Genomic DNA, 16,639 nt, shown 5'->3' with positions numbered 1-16,639 from the left:
CGGTACGGCGGAGGCTGACGCGATGCGCGGGTCCGTTGTCGGTTCCATCATGCTGCATGCCGGCGTCGTCGCGCTGGCCTATGTTTCTCTTCCGCGCGCCGACGTCGAGATCGCGCCGATGGGGGCCGTTGTCGATGTCGAGGTGGTGAGCGAGCAGGATCTGGCGATGCGCCAGACGCCGCGGGAGCCTGCCCCCGAACCGGAACCCGAGGCCGCGCAGGAGCCAGAGCCGGAACCTCAACCGGCTCCGGAGCCTCCGCCAGAACCTCCGCCCGCGCCCGAACCGGCCCCGACACCCGAACCGCCGGAACCGGAGCCCGTGCCCGTGCCCGAACCGGAGGCGGAGCCCGTGCCCGAACCGGAGGCGGAGCCCGTGCCTGAGCCGGAGCCAGAGCCGGAACCGGAGCCCGAGCCCGAGCCCGAACCCGAACCAGAACCGCAGGCAGAGGCCCAGCCCACGCCGCCGAGCCCGCGTCTGAAGCCTCAAGCGCCGAAGCAGGAGAATTTCGCCTCATTGCTGAAGGACCTGGAGAAGGAATTGCAGGAGGATGCGCCGCCGCCTTCGCCCGAGCGGGAGGAGCCGGCGGAGCAACCCGAGGAGCAGGCGCAACCGTCCCTTCAGGACAAGATCAAGCAAGCTCTGGCCGATACGCCGGAAACCCCGGCTCGTCAGGAGTCCTCGATCCGCGCGGAAGGGGCGTTGAATGCCGGCGAGCTCGACGCGGTCCGGCAACAGATCGCTGGATGTTGGGCGGTTCCGGCCGGTGCGCGCGATGCCGACGATCTCGTGATCGAGATGCGGGTCACGGTGCGGCCGGACCGGACGGTCAGTTCGGCGACCCTGCTCCATCCGGAGAAGGCGTCCGATCCCTTCTGGCGGGCGGCGGCCGAAAGCGCGCGCCGGGCGGTACTGAATCCGCGTTGCAGTCCTTTAAAACTGCCGCCCGACAAATATGATGTCTGGAACTCGATAATCTTTACCTTCAACCCGAAGGAGATGCTGGGGTGATGGGATATCCGAGCGAGATCGACGCGGACCGCCCGCAAGGGCCGGAAACGCATAGTCCTTCCTTCACGCGTCGCGCCGCTCTCGGCCTTCTCGGAGGGGGCGCGGGATTGGCGCTGGCGGGCGCGCGGCCCGCGGGCGCGGAGGTGCGCATCGATATCACGCGCGGCAATATCGAACCGCTGCCGATCGCCATCACCGAGTTCTTCGGTGTGAACGAAACGGAATCCGGCATCGGCCGCGATATCGCGCAGGTGGTCACGGCGGACCTGGAACGTTCCGGCTTGTTCGCGCCGATCAACCCGCGCGCCTTCATCCAGACGGCGGCCAGCATGAAGGTGCGGCCGCGTTTCTCGGATTGGCGGGTGATCAACGCGCAGGCGATGGTCAACGGGTCCGTCGAACTGCGCGAGGATGGCCGTGTCCGGGTCGAGTTCCGGCTATGGGACGTCTTCGCCGAGGCGCAAATGCTGGGCCGCGCCTACCAGACGGAGCAGCCGCACTGGCGTCGTGTCGCGCATATCATCTCCGACGCGATCTATCAGCGGATTACCGGGGAACAGGGCTATTTCGACACCCGCATCGTCTATGTCGCGGAAAGTGGCCCGAAGACCGACCGGACCCGGCGTTTGGCCATCATGGATCAGGACGGGGCCAATCATCGTTTCCTGACCGATGGTCGTGCCATGGCGTTGACGCCGCGTTTCTCGCCGGCGCGGCAGGAGATCACCTATCTCAGCTACTTCAACAACACGCCCCGGGTCTATCTGTTCAATATCCGCACCGGCCGTCAGGAGGTGTTGGGCGCGTTCCAGGGCATGACTTTCGCGCCGCGCTTTTCGCCGGATGGCAATTCGGTGGTCATGAGCCACGCCGTGGATGGCAATACCGATATTTATGTCATGGATTTGCGTACGCGCTCGCCACGCCGGTTGACCAGCAACCCCGGCATCGACACGGCTCCGTCCTTCGCGCCGGATGGTACGCAGGTCTGCTTCGAATCCGATCGGGGCGGCTCGCAGCAGATCTATGTCATGGATGTCGAGGGGGGCGATGTGCGGCGCATCAGCTTCGGTGACGGGCGTTACGGCACGCCTGTCTGGTCGCCGCGCGGGGACCTTATCGCCTTCACCAAGCTACATGGCGGCGAATGGTTTATCGGCGTGATGCGACCCGACGGCAGTGGTGAGCGGTTGTTGGTAAGCGGCTACCACAATGAAGGGCCGACCTGGGCGCCGAACGGCCGGGTGCTGATGTTCTTCCGGGAGCAGCGCGGGGAAAACACGAACAGCTCTCTATACTCGATAGACCTGACGGGATACAATCTACGCGAGGTCGTCACCCCGGGCGATGCCTCCGACCCGGCTTGGTCGCCGCTCAACCCCTGAGGGTTTGTACGGATGCGCGGTTAGATCAAAAATCGCGAAAATTCAGTATTTTTCACGGCGCTTCCCTCGCGGTTTCTGTTGATAATCGAAACACCGCATGCTTAAACTTCCATGCCGGAAACATGCGGTGTTCCGGGGCAGAGGCCGGATCGCGCCGATCGGACCCGTCCGATCAAACCAGCTTCGCGGGTGGCGCTTTCCCGGCCCTTTCCTTGTCGGACGTCTCCGGCGGGAACGCCGCGTGGAATTCGGGTTAGGGTTTCGGCCGGCAATGGCCGGAGTGCCCGCGACGAGGCGCGATCGGGATTGATCGCGACGGATCGCGGGTCGATCAAGGACTTACGGGCGGCGCGGTGGTGCGTCCGCCCTTCCTTTAGGGGGTGCTTCTATGCGCGTGAAGATGATCAGCCTGTTGGCGGCTTTGACCCTGGTGGCCGCCTGCGCCTCGGAGCCCGAGGAAACGGCCGATACCAGCGGTCAGGGGTCGAGCGAGACGACGACCACGACCACCACCAGCGAACCCACGACGTCGTCGGCTCCGTCGATCACGCCGGGCTCGGAGGAGGAGTTCATCACCGAGGTCGGTGATCGCGTCTTCTTCGCGCTCGATAGCTCGGAACTGTCGTCCTCGGCGCGTGCGACGTTGGATCGCCAGTCGGAGTGGCTGCAGCAGTATCCGTCGACCCAGGTCGTGGTCGAGGGGCATTGCGATGAGCGCGGTACTCGCGAGTATAACCTGGCGCTCGGCGAGCGTCGCGCCAACGCGGTCAAGGAATACCTGGTCAGCCAGGGCGTCGATCCGAACCGTGTCCGTACGATCTCCTACGGCAAGGAGCGGCCGGCGGTCGCCGGCTCGACCGAGGCCGCCTGGGCTCAGAATCGTCGCGGCGTGACGGATATCGTCAGCGGCGCGGCCAGCTAAGGACCGCTTGAGCGGCGGCGCGGGCGGCCGAAGCCTCGGCTCAAGCGCTCGTCCCGGAACGGAGCGACCGACCTCGTGGAACGGGGCCGGTCGTTTTGTTGCGACCGTTTCATTTCGCGTCTGGGTTCACGGGGCTCGGTTCTCCCAATCCCCGGGCGCATCCCGGATGCATCCCGGATGGTGGGAGGCGGTGCTTGGTGGGGCCCCTCTGGATCTGGCGTTCGCGCCTTATTGCCGTCAAAATGGGCGCGTATCAGGCAGCATCTTCGAAGCTGCGCTTCCATAGAGTGAACGAGACGTCAGACCGGATGCCGATGACCGATTCAAGCCTTTCCGCCCGACGGACTTCCGCCACGCGCCGCTCCGCGCGCCCCTCCGCCTATGTCCGGGGCGCATTCGCGGCCGCGGTGCTCGCCATGCTGATGGCGCCGACCCTGCCGGCCGCCGCGCAGAGCGATCTGGGCCGCGAGGTCGAGATTCTGAAGCGCGATCTGAAGGATCTCCAGCGCTATATCTATCGGGGGGAGGGGACGATTCCCCCGGCCTCTCTCGGCGACGGGGCGGCGGGGCAAGATACTGGCCAAGATACCGGCACGGCGCCGTCCGGAAGGTCCGGCGAGCCCATGCCGAGTGATGTCGCCGGGCGATTGCAGATAAAGATTCAGCGCGTCGAGCGCGAGATGCGCGAGTTGACCGGCCGGGTCGAGGAAGTGGAATTCCGCGTTCGCCAAGCCGCGGACCGAATGGAGAAGCTGGCCTCAGACATGGACTTCCGCCTGCAGCAATTGGAGCAGGGCGGAGCCCAGATTTCCGGTAATGGGGGGTCCGGTAATGGGAATGGCGCCCGGCCGGCCGGCGCCCCGCAGCAGTTGGGCCGCGCGGCCAATTCGTCCTCTGGCGCCGGGGGATCGACAGGCGCCGCCACGGGGACGGATGAAGGGACGACCGTGATTTCCTCTACGGGCGCGACCCGGGAGGCCGGCCAAGGCGCGGGGGCGGCCGGCGCCGGTCAGACCCTCGGCAGCTTGCGCACCAACGCGGCCGGCGAGATTCTCGGCGCCGACATGTCGCAGGGCACCGGCGATGGCCAGTCGGGCGCCGTCGCGTCGGGTGGTGGGAACGCCGGCGCCAACGGCGGTGACGCGCAACCTCGCGTGCAGGCCTCGCCGGGATCGGGTAACGTGTCCGGGGCCCAAACCACGGCCTCCGCGGCGTCCGGGGCTTTGCCCGACGGGTCGGTGAACGAGCAGTACGAATATGCCTTCTCCCTTCTGCGCAAACGCGATTTCGCGGCCGCCGAGGCGGCGATGCGCAGTTTCGTGGATCGCCACGGCGAGAGCGATCTGGCCGGGAACGCCATGTATTGGCTGGGCGAGACTTATTACGCGCGAGGCAATTATCGCGATGCCGCCGCGACCTTTCTCGATGCCTATACCGGCTACCCGAAGAACGACAAGGCGAGCCACAGCCTGTTGAAACTCGCCATGTCGCTTGGCGCGCTGGGTAAGACGGATGCGGCATGCCAAGCCTTTTCCACGCTCCGCCAGGAAGGCGATGCCGGACCTCGCATCCTGGATACTGCGAAATCCGAGGCCGGGAAGCTCGGCTGCGGGAACTGACGCGCGCGGAGCCGGCGATCCGGGGGATACCTTCACCCCTGCCACCGGATCAGGCCGGACGGTGCGTGACCCGGCGGAGACGACGATGACGGCAGACCCGACATCGAAAGCCCATCCGATCGATGCCGCCCCGGTCGATCCTTCCCGGATCGACGCGGCTATGGCGGTTTGCCTGCCGCGGGCGCCGGCCGGTCTGGCGGTCGCCTGCTCGGGCGGGGCGGATAGCATGGCGCTGGCCCTATTGCTCAAGGATTGGGCGGCGGCCCGGTCGATCCCTTTTCGGACCTATACGGTTGATCACGGGTTGCGGCCCGAAGCGGCCGAGGAGGCGGCGAGCGTATGCCACCGGCTCGGCGTGCTCGGGATTCGCGCTGACGTCCTGCGGGGGGAATCGGAACGCGCGATCGGAGCCGGCGGGGATATCCAGGCGCGGGCGCGCGAACTGCGCTATCGTCTGCTGTTGGATCGCTGTCGGGCGGACGGGGTGGAGGCGTTGGCCTTCGCCCACCATCTGGAGGATCAGGCGGAAACCTTTCTCCTGCGTCTCGCGCGGGGGAGTGGGGTCGATGGCCTATCCGCCATGATGCCCGCGCGGGAATGGGCCGGGGTACGGTTGATCCGACCGTTGCTCGCCATGCCGAAAAGCGCGCTGACGGCCCATCTGCGCGCCGCTGGCGTGGCATGGGTGGAGGATCCGTCGAACCGGGATACCCGTTTCGATCGGGTGCGCGTTCGTCAGGCGCGCGCGGCGCTCGACGCGCTTGGTCTCACGCCGGAACGCTTGGCCGGGACGGCGCGCCGCATGGCCCGCGCGCGCGCCGCCTTGGAGGGGGACTGCGACGCGCTGTTGACCGAGGCTTCACGGGATCACGAGACCGGATATATCACCGTGGCGATCGCCCCGTTGCGCGACGCGTCGGAGGAAGTCGGTCTACGTGCCTTGGCGCGTCTGGTTTGCCGGGTCGGGGGGCGGGTTCACCCGCCGCGCCTCGACCGGTTGGAACGACTACGGGACGCGCTTCTCGACGGTACGCTCGGACGCGGGCGGACGCTCGCCGGGACGGTGGTGTCGTCGCACGGGGCGGATCATATCCTGGTGCGCCGAGAACTGGCGACCGTGCGGGAGGATGCGCCCCTCGCGCCGGAGGTGCTGTGGGATGGTCGTTTTTCCCTTCATTTCCCGGTGGGCGCTATGGGAACGGCCTCGGCCTACCGGATCGGTGCGCTCGGCCTCGACGGTTGGCGGTATCTGCGTCGCGTGGACCGGGCGGCCGGCCGGCGGGGCGAGGCCCTGCCGGGAACGATCCGGCCAACATTGCCGGCGCTTTGGCGCGGGGAGGAACTCGCGCATGCGCCCCATCTACAACCGGACGGGCCGCTGATTGAGGAGGCTCCGCGCGTCGAGCGGTTGTCCTTCGCCGGGCCTCGGTCGTGAGGGAGAGACGATCGCCGCGCGGCGCCGGGCGGCGCGGCGGCGGAATAGCGTGCCGCGGCCCTTTTTTCGCGGGCGCGTAGGCACTATGTAGCTGAGGCACGTTTCATGCGATCCGCACAGGAGGCTTCGCTGGACGTGGCCTTCCAAAAGGCGTTTAATCCCGCGATCGGCCGGTAGGGGCCCGCGGGGGCGGCGTGGATGACGGCTCGACAGGGCGCCTCTTCTGCGATCATCACGCAGGCTTTGGGCTGGGGCGCCCGCGACTGACAAGAGGCTTTGGCTCGTGAATTTCTTCGGCAGAAACCTGGCACTGTGGATTATCATCATCGTGTTGATGGTGTTCCTGTTCAATGTGTTCCAGAACAACACCGGCCCGACGCAAACCCAGCGCACGCCCTATTCCCAGTTCCTCGCCGATGTCGAGAGCGGCAGCGTCAAGGACGTGACGATCCAGGGCAACAACATCAGCGGGCATCTGGATTCCGGCCGGGCCTTCAGCACCTACTCGCCGAACGACCCCGGCTTGATCGAGAAGCTGCAGGCGAACGGCGTGATGATCCAGGCGAAGGAGCCGGAGGGGACGAGCTTCCTCGGCCAATTGCTGATCAGCATGTTGCCGATCCTGCTGCTGGTCGCGGTTTGGATTTTCCTGTTCCGCCAGATGCAGGGCGGTGGCGGCAAGGCGATGGGCTTCGGCAAGTCCAAGGCCAAGCTGCTGACCGAGCAGAAGGGCCGCGTCACCTTCGACGACGTGGCCGGCATCGACGAGGCCAAGCAGGAACTACAGGAGATCGTGGAATATCTGCGCGACCCCTCGAAGTTCCAGCGCCTCGGCGGCAAGATTCCGAAGGGCGTGCTGCTGGTCGGCCCGCCCGGCACGGGTAAGACGCTGACCGCGCGCGCCGTCGCGGGCGAGGCGAACGTGCCGTTCTTCACCATCTCCGGCTCGGATTTCGTGGAGATGTTCGTCGGCGTCGGCGCCAGCCGCGTGCGCGACATGTTCGAGCAGGGCAAGAAGAACGCGCCCTGCATCATCTTCATCGACGAGTTGGATGCGGTCGGCCGTCATCGTGGCGCCGGTCTCGGCGGCGGCAATGACGAGCGTGAGCAGACGCTGAACCAGATGCTAGTCGAGATGGACGGTTTCGAGGCCAACGAGGGCGTCATCATCATCGCCGCCACCAACCGTCCGGACGTGCTCGACCCGGCGTTGCTGCGTCCCGGGCGCTTCGATCGTCAGGTCGTGGTGCCGAACCCGGATATCGTGGGCCGCGAGAAGATCCTGCGGGTCCATCTATCGAAGGTGCCGCTGGGCCCGGACGTGGAGCCGAAGATCATCGCCCGCGGCACGCCCGGCTTTTCCGGCGCGGATCTCGCCAATCTGGTGAACGAGGCCGCCCTCATGGCCGCGCGCCGTAACCGCCGTGTCGTTTCCATGAAGGAGCTGGAGGATGCCAAGGACAAGGTCCTGATGGGCTCCGAGCGCCGCTCCATGGTGATGACGGAGGACGAGAAGAAGCTGACCGCCTATCACGAGGCGGGGCATGCGTTGGCCGGCATTTATATCGATGGGAACGATCCGCTTCACAAGGTGACGATCATCCCGCGTGGGCGCGCGCTGGGCGTGACCATGAACCTGCCGGAGCGGGACCGCCTCGGCTACAAGAAGATGGAGATGACCGCCAAGCTCGCCATGATGTATGGCGGCCGCGCGGCGGAAGACATCATCTTCGGACCGGAGAACGTGACCACCGGTGCGGCCAACGATATCCAGCAGGCGACCAACATGGCGCGCGCCATGGTCACCGAATACGGCATGTCGGATAAGCTTGGCCGGCTGCGCTACAACGAGAACCAGGACGAGGTGTTTCTGGGCCATTCGGTGGCGCGGCAGCAGAATATCTCCGAGAAGACCGCGCAGATCATCGACGACGAGATTCGCCGCATCACCGAGGAGGCGGAGGAACGCTGCTACAGTGTCCTGCGCGAGCATGAGGACGAGTTGCACAAGCTCGCCCAGGCGCTGCTCGACTACGAGACCTTGTCGGGCGCGGAAGTAAAGAAGGTCATCAAGGGCGAGCCGATCAGCCGGGAAGAGGATAATGCCGGTCCCTCCGGTGGCGCAGGTGCCCGCTCCTCGGTGCCCAGCACGAACAAGGGCGGCTCCCGCCCCATCGGGCCCGATCCGGACCCCGAACCGGGCCCGGCCTGACCCTGTGACGACGAAAGGCCCGATCCCCGGATCGGGCCTTTCTCTATCGACTTCCGCTCCCTGCCCAATCTTGCCAGGGGACAAGAGTCCGGTCAGACTCCAACGGATTGAAAAAGCGCGGAAAGAGTAGGATGACGCGTAAATATTTCGGCACCGACGGCATGCGGGGGACCGCCAATCGCTGGCCCATCACGCCGGAGGTGACGCTGCGGCTCGCGATGGCGGCGGGCGCCGTCTTCCGGCGGGGGGACCATCGCCATCGCGTGGTGATCGGTAAGGATACGCGGCTTTCCGGCTATATGCTGGAGCCGGCGCTGACCGCCGGTTTCATCTCCATGGGCATGGACGTGATGTTGCTGGGCCCGTTGCCGACGCCGGCGGTGGCGATGCTGACGGGCTCCATGCGCGCGGATCTGGGGGTCATGATCTCGGCCTCCCACAACCCCTATCAGGATAACGGGATCAAGCTGTTCGGACCGGACGGCTATAAGCTTTCCGACGCCATGGAGAGCGAGATCGAGGCGCTGATGGAGAACGGGCTGGCGGATGGCCCATCGGCGCCGGCGGCGCCCCAGGCGCTCGGCCGGGCGCAGCGGCTGGAGGACGCGCCGGGCCGCTATATCGAATTCGTGAAGGCAACCTTTCCGAAGACGCTTCGCCTCGATGGGCTCAAGATCGTGGTCGATTGCGCTCATGGCGCGGCCTATCGTGTGGCACCGGTGGTTTTCCACGAGTTGGGCGCGGACGTGATTCCCGTCGCCGTTCAACCGGATGGCACCAACATCAACCGGGATTGCGGCGCCACCGCGCCCCGCGCCATGCGCGAGCAGGTGGTGGCGCACGGCGCCGCGCTGGGGCTCGCGCTCGACGGCGACGCGGACCGGCTGATCGTTTGCGACGAGGCGGGCGAACTGGTCGACGGCGACCAGTTGATGGCGCTGATCGCGGGGTCCTGGGCGGAGGCCGGGCGCCTGAAGGGATCGGTCGTGGCGACCGTGATGTCCAATCTCGGCCTGGAGCGTTTCCTGGAGACGCGCGGCATCGGCCTTACCCGCACGAAGGTCGGTGACCGGTATGTCGTGGAGGCGATGCGCGCCAGCGACTGCAATCTGGGGGGGGAGCAGTCGGGCCATATCGTCCTCGGCGATTACGGCACGACCGGCGACGGGCTCGTCGCCGCCTTGCAGGTGCTCGCCGTCATGGTGGCGAGCGGCCGTCCGATGAGCGAGCTTGGCCGTCAGTTCCAGCCGGTTCCCCAGCTTCTCAACAATGTCCGTTTCGCCCGCGATGCCCGGCCGTTGGAAAGCGATCTCGTGCGCGATGCGATCGAGGCGGGCGAGGCGCGCCTCGCCGGCGGCGGTCGGCTCGTCATCCGCCCGTCGGGGACGGAGCCGGTGATCCGTGTCATGGCGGAAGGGGACGATGCCGGTCTGGTCGACGCGGTGGTCGCCGATGTCTCCAAGGCGATCGAGGCGGCGGCCAACGTCTGATCCTGATCCGTCGCTGCCGGCCGAAGGCGGTGCTACATGACCTCCGCTTCGGCCAGGGGGTCGTGTTCCTCCAGGATTTTGCGCAGGCGGGTTAGGCCCTCCACGACGCGGGCGTCGTCCCTAGGACCGCCGAGGCAGATGCGCACGGCGCCCGGTGACGGCGCCTCGCCGACCGTGAAGGCATGGGCCGCCGTCAGCACGACGTTTCGTGCCGCGGCCGCCGCCACGAACTGGCTCGCCCGCCATTCGCGCGGCAATGTCAGCCAGAGATGCAGCGCGCCTTCCGGCATGCGGAAATCATGTCCGTCGAAGATTTCCCGTGCGATCGCGTTGCGCCGGATCAGTCCCGCCTTGCGTTCGGCCAGGATATGGTCGGCCGCGCCGCTCTCGATCCATCGCGTCGCGATCTCCGCCGTGATGTGAGAGGCCATCCAGGTGCTGGCCCGTACCGAGGCCGCGACATGGTCGCGCATCCGCCGGGGCGTGTGCACATAGCCGATGCGCAATCCCGGCGCCAAGGTCTTGGAAAGCGAGGTCACGTAATAGCCCATGGTCGGCGCGTGCCGGGCGAGTGGCGGCGGCGCGTCGTCGATGAAGAGGCCGCAGATATCGTCCTCGATGATCGGAATCTCGTAACGCTCGCATATGGCGGCGATTTCCGCCCGGCGTGCCTCCGACTGGATGCCGTTGGTCGGATTTTGCAGGACCGGCACGGTATAGATGGCGTCGATTCGTCCGGCCGCGGCCTCGGTCGCGATGCATTCGGCCGTCAGCCCTTCCTCGTCCATTTCGCCGGGGACGAGCGTCAGGTTGAGAAGGCTCGCCACCGTCTTGATGCCGGGATAGGTCAGCGCTTCGGTCATCAATCGCTGGCCCGGCTTCAGGATCGTGGCCATGGTGGCGGTCAGACCGTTATGCGCGCCGGCGGATAGGGCGATATCGTCCTCGCTCGTATCCAGTCCCCGCCGGGAGAGCCACGCCACCCCGCCGAGGCGGAAACGCCGCGCCGCGTCGCGTGGGTTATAGGCCAACAGATCGGCCATCCCCTGCGCTTCCGACATCTCCGCCAGCGTCCGCCGAAAGATTTGCGCTTCCGGGCCGGGGGGCGGCACGTTGGATTGCATCGCGATCGGGCCGGTCTCGGGCCCTTCCAGCGATTCCTCCATCACCGGATCGCCGGCGGCCCAGGGTGTGCCGGGTCCCGGTTGCCGGCCGGCCAGCAAGCCGCCGATTCGGGCTTCGCGTCCCCGCACATAGGTGCCGCGCCCGACCTCGCCACCGATCAGGCCACGATGTTCCGCCTCGCGATAAGCGCGGCTGACGGTGCCCAATGTGACTCCGAGCCGCCAGGCCAGTTCCCGCTGTGGGGGCAGGCGCGTGCCCACGGGTAGGACGCCGCCGCGTATATCATGGGCCAAACGATCGGAAATGGCGCGGTAGAGCGGACCTTCGGCATTCGAGATGTCGGGAATCCACGTGATATCGGGCGCGGCGGCATCGGTCGTTTTGGTCATCGGAGCCTTTCGGTTTGGCGGAAGAGACGCTCCATGAAAATTGTTATGGTGACAATATAGGGATTGAACCACACAAAGTAAACAATTTATACAATGTTTCGAGACAATCATGTCTCCACATCTGGGTGAAGGAGGATTGTATGAGTACAATTATCCAAAAACCCGGATCGTTCGGGTCGAAGGCCGCGTTCTTGGCGGGATCGGATCGCTCCGGGTCGGAAATGGAGGGCGCGCCGCGCCTTGCCAATACCGGGTATCAGCCCATCCGCGTGACGAAGACGGTCCTGGCCACGGTATGGACGCTGCTGCGTCTTTGGCAGGAACGGGTGGAGATGCGCCATCACGTGCGCACGCTCGACGACCGCCTGCTGAAGGATATCGGCGTCACCCGCGCGGATGTGGACAGCGAAATCGCCAAGCCCTTCTGGCGCCCCTGATACCCCCGGCGCCGCGACCGTTCCCCGACGGTCCGGCGCATTCAGAAATCCGACCTTTCTCGCCCCCCTTACCCCTATCGGGCGGAGAGGCCGGAGCCCCGGGCCGGAAGGGCCGGCGATGGGCGGCCCCGGCGGACAATAGCGCGGACACCGCCGGGGCCGTCGTTTCGTCCATCGCGTGGACGGATTATAGTACGCGCGGCTTTGATCGCGGCGCCTTCCGTTGAACCGGGGCGCCGCCATCTTCGAACCATGCGATTTGACGAAGGGGAGAATGATGGCCCGCACGCCGACCAGGGCGCAGATCGAAAGCGCGCAGGAGCTTGTCGCCACCCTCTTCCCCGGGACGGCGCAGTATATGTGGCCGTTGCTGGCCGAGCGGACCGGCTGCGAGACCTGGGTCAAGCACGAGAATCATACACCGACCGGCGCCTTCAAGGTGCGCGGCGGGCTCGTCTATATCGAGGATCATGTCCGCCGCCTGGGCGCGGAGGCCGGTGTCATCACCGCCACGCGCGGCAATCATGGCCAGTCGATCGCGACGGCCTGCCGGCGGTTGGGCGCGCGGGTGACCGTGGTCGTTCCGGAGGGGAACAGCCGCGAGAAGAACGCCGCCATGCGCGCCCAGGGCGCCGATCTCATCGTTCACGGTCATGATTTTCAGGCAGCCGCCGATCATGCGCGGGAACGCGCGGCGGCCGACAAGCTCCTGATGTTGCCGAGCTTCCACGAGCTTCTGGTGCGCGGTGTCGCCACCTATGCGATGGAGTTCTTCCGGGGCTGTCCCGATCTCGACACCGTCTATGTGCCGATTGGCCTCGGCTCCGGCATATGCGGGGTCATCGCGGCGCGCGACGCGCTGGGCCTCGGGACGGAGGTGGTCGGCGTCGTCGCGGAAGGGGCGCCGATGTACAAGCTGAGCTTCGAGGCCGGCCGTCCCGTCGCCACCAACAGCGCCGATACGATGGCCGACGGCGTTGCCTGCCGCGTGCCGGTCGATGAGGCGTTCGAGATTATCCGCGCCGGCGCCTCGCGCATCCTATCCGTCAGCGATGCCGCGATCCGCGCGGCCATCCGGGCCTATTACCACGATACGCATAATATAGCGGAAGGGGCGGGCGCGGCGCCGCTCGCCGCCCTGATGGCGGAGCGCGAGGCGATGCGCGGACGCAAGGTCGGCCTTGTCCTCACCGGGGGCAATATCGACCGGACGCTTTTCCTCGATGTGTTGGGTGAGGCGGACGCCGGGGACGAGAAGGATTTTCCCGCATGACCAAGACATTCCCGCTTTATCAACTCGACGCCTTCGCGGAGGCGCCCTTCGCCGGGAATCCGGCGGCCGTGGTTCCCCTCGACGCATGGCTTCCCGACCAAGTGATGCAGGCGGTCGCGGCGGAGAACAACCTCTCCGAGACCGCCTTCGTCGTGCCCATGCCGGACGGGGCGGAGAGCGACTATCACCTGCGCTGGTTCACGCCGACGGTGGAGGTCGATCTGTGCGGGCATGCCACGCTCGCCACCGGCGCGGTGCTGTTCGGGGAGATGGGCTTCGCGGGCGAGCGGGTGCGATTCCACAGCCGCGGCGGTCCCCTCTTCGTCGCGCGCGGGGAGGCGGGGCGCCTCGCCCTCGACTTCCCGGTCGCGCCGGCGAGACCGATCACGATGCCGGCGGGGCTTGCCGAGATGCTGGGCGGGGTGGATGTCCTGTCCTTCCACAAGGCCTATATGAACATGGCCGTTCTTGCCGACGAGGCGGCGGTGCGCGCGGTAACGCCGAACTTGAAGGCGATCGCGGCGCTGCCAGGCGACGGGTTGGTCGTGACCGCGCCGGGTGCGGGGCGCGATGGGGCGGGCGGCGATGTCGCCTCGCGCTATTTCGCGCCGCATGCTGGAATAGACGAGGATCCGGTCACCGGCTCCGCCCATTGCATGATCGCCCCCTATTGGTCGGAGCGGTTGGGCCGGACGCGGCTTCATTGCCGCCAGGTCTCGGCCCGGGGCGGGGATCTCCATTGCACCGTCTCCGGTGATCGTGTGCGGATCGAAGGGCATGTCCGTCCATATCTCGAAGGGCGGATCACGATCTGAACTCCGCTGCCCGATCCCTGCTGCGCGGCCCGCGCGGCCGGGGTAGGATCGGGGCGCGCGATCCACTCTGGAGGAACATGCCGTGTCCGGAACCGAGGCCGAGACGGCGGTCGTCGAGATCGAGCCCGTTACGTCGGGCGACCGGCTGAGCTATCTGAAGACACTCTTCGTCGAATATGCCGAGGCGCTCGAATACGACCTGTGCTTCGAGCATTTCGACCGTGAATTGGACACGCTTCCGGGTCTCTATTCGCCACCGGACGGCAATCTGTGGATCGCGCGCGTGGATGGTGCGGTCGCGGGCTGCGTCGCGTTGCGCCGGGTGATCGACCTCAATGACGGCATGCCGGCGGGGGAGATAAAGCGCCTCTATGTTCGGCCCCGTTTCCGGGGGCATTCGCTGGGCACGCGGTTGATCGAGGCGGCGATCGATTTCGCCCGCTCCGGGTCCTATAGACGCCTGTTGCTCGACACCGTCGGCGGGCGGATGGAGCGGGCGATCGGCCTCTATCGCGGTCTCGGCTTCCGGCGGACGGGCCGGTATTACGAGGGCGCGCCGGACGGTGTCGATTTCTACCGGCTGGACCTCTGAATGTCGCGTAAGGGCCGCAAGAACCGGGTGGGCGCCACATGCGGACCGGGCTATTCAAAGGTCATGGATCATGGCAGCCGGAGAAACGCCCGTGATGACCGATACCGCGCTTGAGGAACGCCCCGTGACGCAGACGGACCACGCCCATTACGATCTTGTCGGTGAATCGCTTGCCTATATCGCGGAGCATTGGGGAGAACACCCCTCGCTCGGCGACCTCGCCGCGCGCGCGGGCATGAGCGAGCATCACTTCCAGCGCGTCTTCACGCGCTGGGCCGGGTTGAGCCCGAAGAAGTTCCTCTCGCTCGTCAGCCTGGACCGGGCCAAGGAGGCGCTGCACGGGTCCGGCAGCGTGCTGGACGCGTCGTTCGATGCCGGGCTGTCCGGTCCCGGACGGCTGCACGATCTGTTCGTCACGGTCGAGGCGATGACACCCGGCGATTACAAGCGCATGGCCGAGGGGCTGACCATCCGCTGGGGCTGGCACGAGGGGCCGTTCGGGGAGACCCTGCTGCTGCGCACCGAACGCGGGCTATGCGGTCTCGCCTTCCTCGATGCGCGCGGCCGCGCGGCCTGTTTCGAGGACATGGCGATGCGCTGGCCGAAGGCGCGGCTGGTCGAGGATCGCGCCGCCGTCGCGGACGACATGGCGCGCATCTTCGCGGATCGTTCGGCCGGCGGGAACCGGCCGGAACTGCGCCTGCTGCTCAAGGGAACGCAGTTCCAGGTGAAGGTGTGGGAAGCCTTGATGCGCCTGCCGCCGGCGGGGATGACGACCTATGGCGATATCGCCCGGCGCCTCGGCATGGAGCCCGGCGCGGCCCGCGCCGTCGGCACGGCGGTCGGCGCCAATCCGCTCAGTTGGCTCATCCCATGCCATCGGGTGATCCGCAATTCGGGCATGCTGGGCGGTTATCGCTGGGGCTTGCCGCGCAAGGTCGCGATGCTGGGACATGAGGCATCGGGCCGGGGATTGGCGCTTCATCCCACCGGAAAGGCGGCCTGAACATCCGTATCTATCCATTCGTACCGTGCCGGCCCGCCACCTTGCCGGATTTGCCAAAATCGATGAAACACGTTATTGACTGAACAATTGTTCAGTCAATAAGCGAGGCAAGGTGCGGTCATGAGCGAGAACCGGACAATCCAGCGGTTCGATAACAAGGCAAGCGACGAGGCCGTCAACGAGGCCTTGATGCGCGTCGGCGCGGCGATCGTGGAGGGCGCGGCGCCGCGCGACTTGATCGACCGCGTGCAGGCCGATTTCCGCGAGCCCTTCGACCGGGAAGGGCATGTCTTTTCCAATGACTTCAACGGCTACAAGACGTTGCGGCTGGGCGGTGTCCTCGGCATCTCGCGCGCGTCGGCGGAATTGATCGCGCATCCGCGCGTGATGGCGGCGGCCGACGCGGCGCTCCTACCCCATTGCGAGAACTATCGCATCGGCAGCACCACCGCGATCGAGATCCACCCGGGCGAGGGGCATCAGGAGCTTCATCGCGACGATAATTTCTATCCCTATCGCATTCCGGGGATCGAATATCAGATCGCGGCGATGTGGGCGCTGGACGACTTCACGGTGGAGAATGGGGCGACCCGCGTCATCCTGGGCAGCCAGGACCTGCGCCCGATCGAGGATATCCCGGAGGAGGACGTGATCCAGGCCGTCATGCCGCGCGGCTCCCTCCTGCTCTATCTCGGTGCGACGGTCCATGGCGGCGGGGCCAATCACTCAAACGGCCCGCGCTCCGGTCTGATCAATACCTATAGCCTGGGTTGGTTGCGCCAGGAGGAGAACCAGTATCTCACCGTCCCGCGCGAAATCGCCGATAGCTATCCCGAGAACATCCGGCGCCTGATGGGCTATCAGGCGCACGGCACCATGCTCGGCGTCTATCCCGGCGATCCGGACGGTTATTGGTACGACGCGTGAGGG

General features: G+C 66.5%; 14 protein-coding genes. 13 read left to right on the top strand and 1 reads right to left on the bottom strand.

What is annotated here, in order from left to right:
• Positions 1 to 22: 22 nt before the first annotated feature.
• From KAJ83_RS11760 to glmM, 7 genes are all read left to right on the top strand, one after another.
• Positions 23 to 1,009 (top strand): energy transducer TonB, encoded by a 987-nt coding sequence (locus KAJ83_RS11760; RefSeq protein ID WP_210682273.1) that lies wholly within the window; start codon positions 23 to 25, stop codon positions 1,007 to 1,009.
• Positions 1,009 to 2,394, top strand: a complete 1,386-nt coding sequence (gene tolB / locus KAJ83_RS11755) for a Tol-Pal system beta propeller repeat protein TolB (RefSeq protein ID WP_210682272.1) — start codon at positions 1,009 to 1,011, stop codon at positions 2,392 to 2,394. Before KAJ83_RS11760 ends, tolB begins: the two co-directional genes overlap by 1 nt.
• A 388-nt stretch (positions 2,395 to 2,782) precedes the next feature.
• Positions 2,783 to 3,316, top strand: coding sequence for a peptidoglycan-associated lipoprotein Pal (gene pal, locus KAJ83_RS11750; protein ID WP_210682271.1), 534 nt, complete (start codon positions 2,783 to 2,785; stop codon positions 3,314 to 3,316).
• Positions 3,317 to 3,630: 314 nt separating this feature from the next.
• Positions 3,631 to 4,935 carry a tol-pal system protein YbgF gene (gene ybgF, locus KAJ83_RS11745; protein ID WP_210682270.1) on the top strand — a complete coding sequence of 435 codons (1,305 nt, stop codon included), beginning with the start codon at positions 3,631 to 3,633 and terminating at the stop codon, positions 4,933 to 4,935.
• Positions 4,936 to 5,020: 85 nt separating this feature from the next.
• Complete coding sequence (gene tilS, locus KAJ83_RS11740) at positions 5,021 to 6,370, top strand: tRNA lysidine(34) synthetase TilS (protein WP_210682269.1); 1,350 nt, start codon at positions 5,021 to 5,023, stop codon at positions 6,368 to 6,370.
• A 283-nt stretch (positions 6,371 to 6,653) separates the two neighbouring features.
• Positions 6,654 to 8,582, top strand: a complete 1,929-nt coding sequence (ftsH, locus tag KAJ83_RS11735; RefSeq protein ID WP_210682268.1) for an ATP-dependent zinc metalloprotease FtsH — start codon at positions 6,654 to 6,656, stop codon at positions 8,580 to 8,582.
• A gap of 131 nt (positions 8,583 to 8,713) precedes the next feature.
• A complete protein-coding gene (gene glmM / locus KAJ83_RS11730; RefSeq protein ID WP_210682267.1) occupies positions 8,714 to 10,072 on the top strand; it encodes a phosphoglucosamine mutase in 1,359 nt (452 codons plus the stop codon).
• A gap of 32 nt (positions 10,073 to 10,104) precedes the next feature.
• Here the strand turns inward: glmM and KAJ83_RS11725 are convergent, their stop codons facing one another.
• On the bottom strand, positions 10,105 to 11,586 hold the full coding sequence (locus tag KAJ83_RS11725; RefSeq protein WP_210682266.1) for an aminotransferase-like domain-containing protein: 1,482 nt from the start codon (positions 11,584 to 11,586) through the stop codon (positions 10,105 to 10,107).
• Positions 11,587 to 11,726: 140 nt separating this feature from the next.
• Here KAJ83_RS11725 and KAJ83_RS11720 point away from each other — a divergent pair, with 140 nt between their 5' ends.
• From KAJ83_RS11720 to KAJ83_RS11695, 6 genes are all read left to right on the top strand, one after another.
• A complete protein-coding gene (locus KAJ83_RS11720) occupies positions 11,727 to 12,023 on the top strand; it encodes a DUF1127 domain-containing protein (RefSeq protein ID WP_210682265.1) in 297 nt (98 codons plus the stop codon).
• A gap of 274 nt (positions 12,024 to 12,297) precedes the next feature.
• Positions 12,298 to 13,296, top strand: coding sequence for a threonine dehydratase (locus tag KAJ83_RS11715; RefSeq protein WP_246484468.1), 999 nt, complete (start codon positions 12,298 to 12,300; stop codon positions 13,294 to 13,296).
• Positions 13,293 to 14,111 carry a PhzF family phenazine biosynthesis protein gene (locus tag KAJ83_RS11710; protein WP_210682264.1) on the top strand — a complete coding sequence of 273 codons (819 nt, stop codon included), beginning with the start codon at positions 13,293 to 13,295 and terminating at the stop codon, positions 14,109 to 14,111. The genes KAJ83_RS11715 and KAJ83_RS11710 overlap by 4 nt, the downstream gene beginning before the upstream one ends.
• A gap of 82 nt (positions 14,112 to 14,193) precedes the next feature.
• Positions 14,194 to 14,703: a GNAT family N-acetyltransferase gene (locus tag KAJ83_RS11705; RefSeq protein ID WP_210682263.1), complete on the top strand. Its 510-nt coding sequence runs from the start codon at positions 14,194 to 14,196 to the stop codon at positions 14,701 to 14,703.
• A 70-nt stretch (positions 14,704 to 14,773) separates the two neighbouring features.
• Positions 14,774 to 15,709, top strand: coding sequence for a bifunctional transcriptional activator/DNA repair enzyme AdaA (locus tag KAJ83_RS11700; protein ID WP_210682262.1), 936 nt, complete (start codon positions 14,774 to 14,776; stop codon positions 15,707 to 15,709).
• Between the two features lie 120 nt (positions 15,710 to 15,829).
• Positions 15,830 to 16,636: a phytanoyl-CoA dioxygenase family protein gene (locus KAJ83_RS11695; RefSeq protein WP_210682261.1), complete on the top strand. Its 807-nt coding sequence runs from the start codon at positions 15,830 to 15,832 to the stop codon at positions 16,634 to 16,636.
• Positions 16,637 to 16,639 lie beyond the last annotated feature (3 nt).

Source organism: Marivibrio halodurans, from assembly GCF_017963645.1.
Classification (GTDB): domain Bacteria; phylum Pseudomonadota; class Alphaproteobacteria; order UBA8366; family Aestuariispiraceae; genus Marivibrio; species Marivibrio halodurans.
Note: the sequence above shows the minus strand (reverse complement) of the source record. Positions and strands in the feature narration are given on the sequence as shown.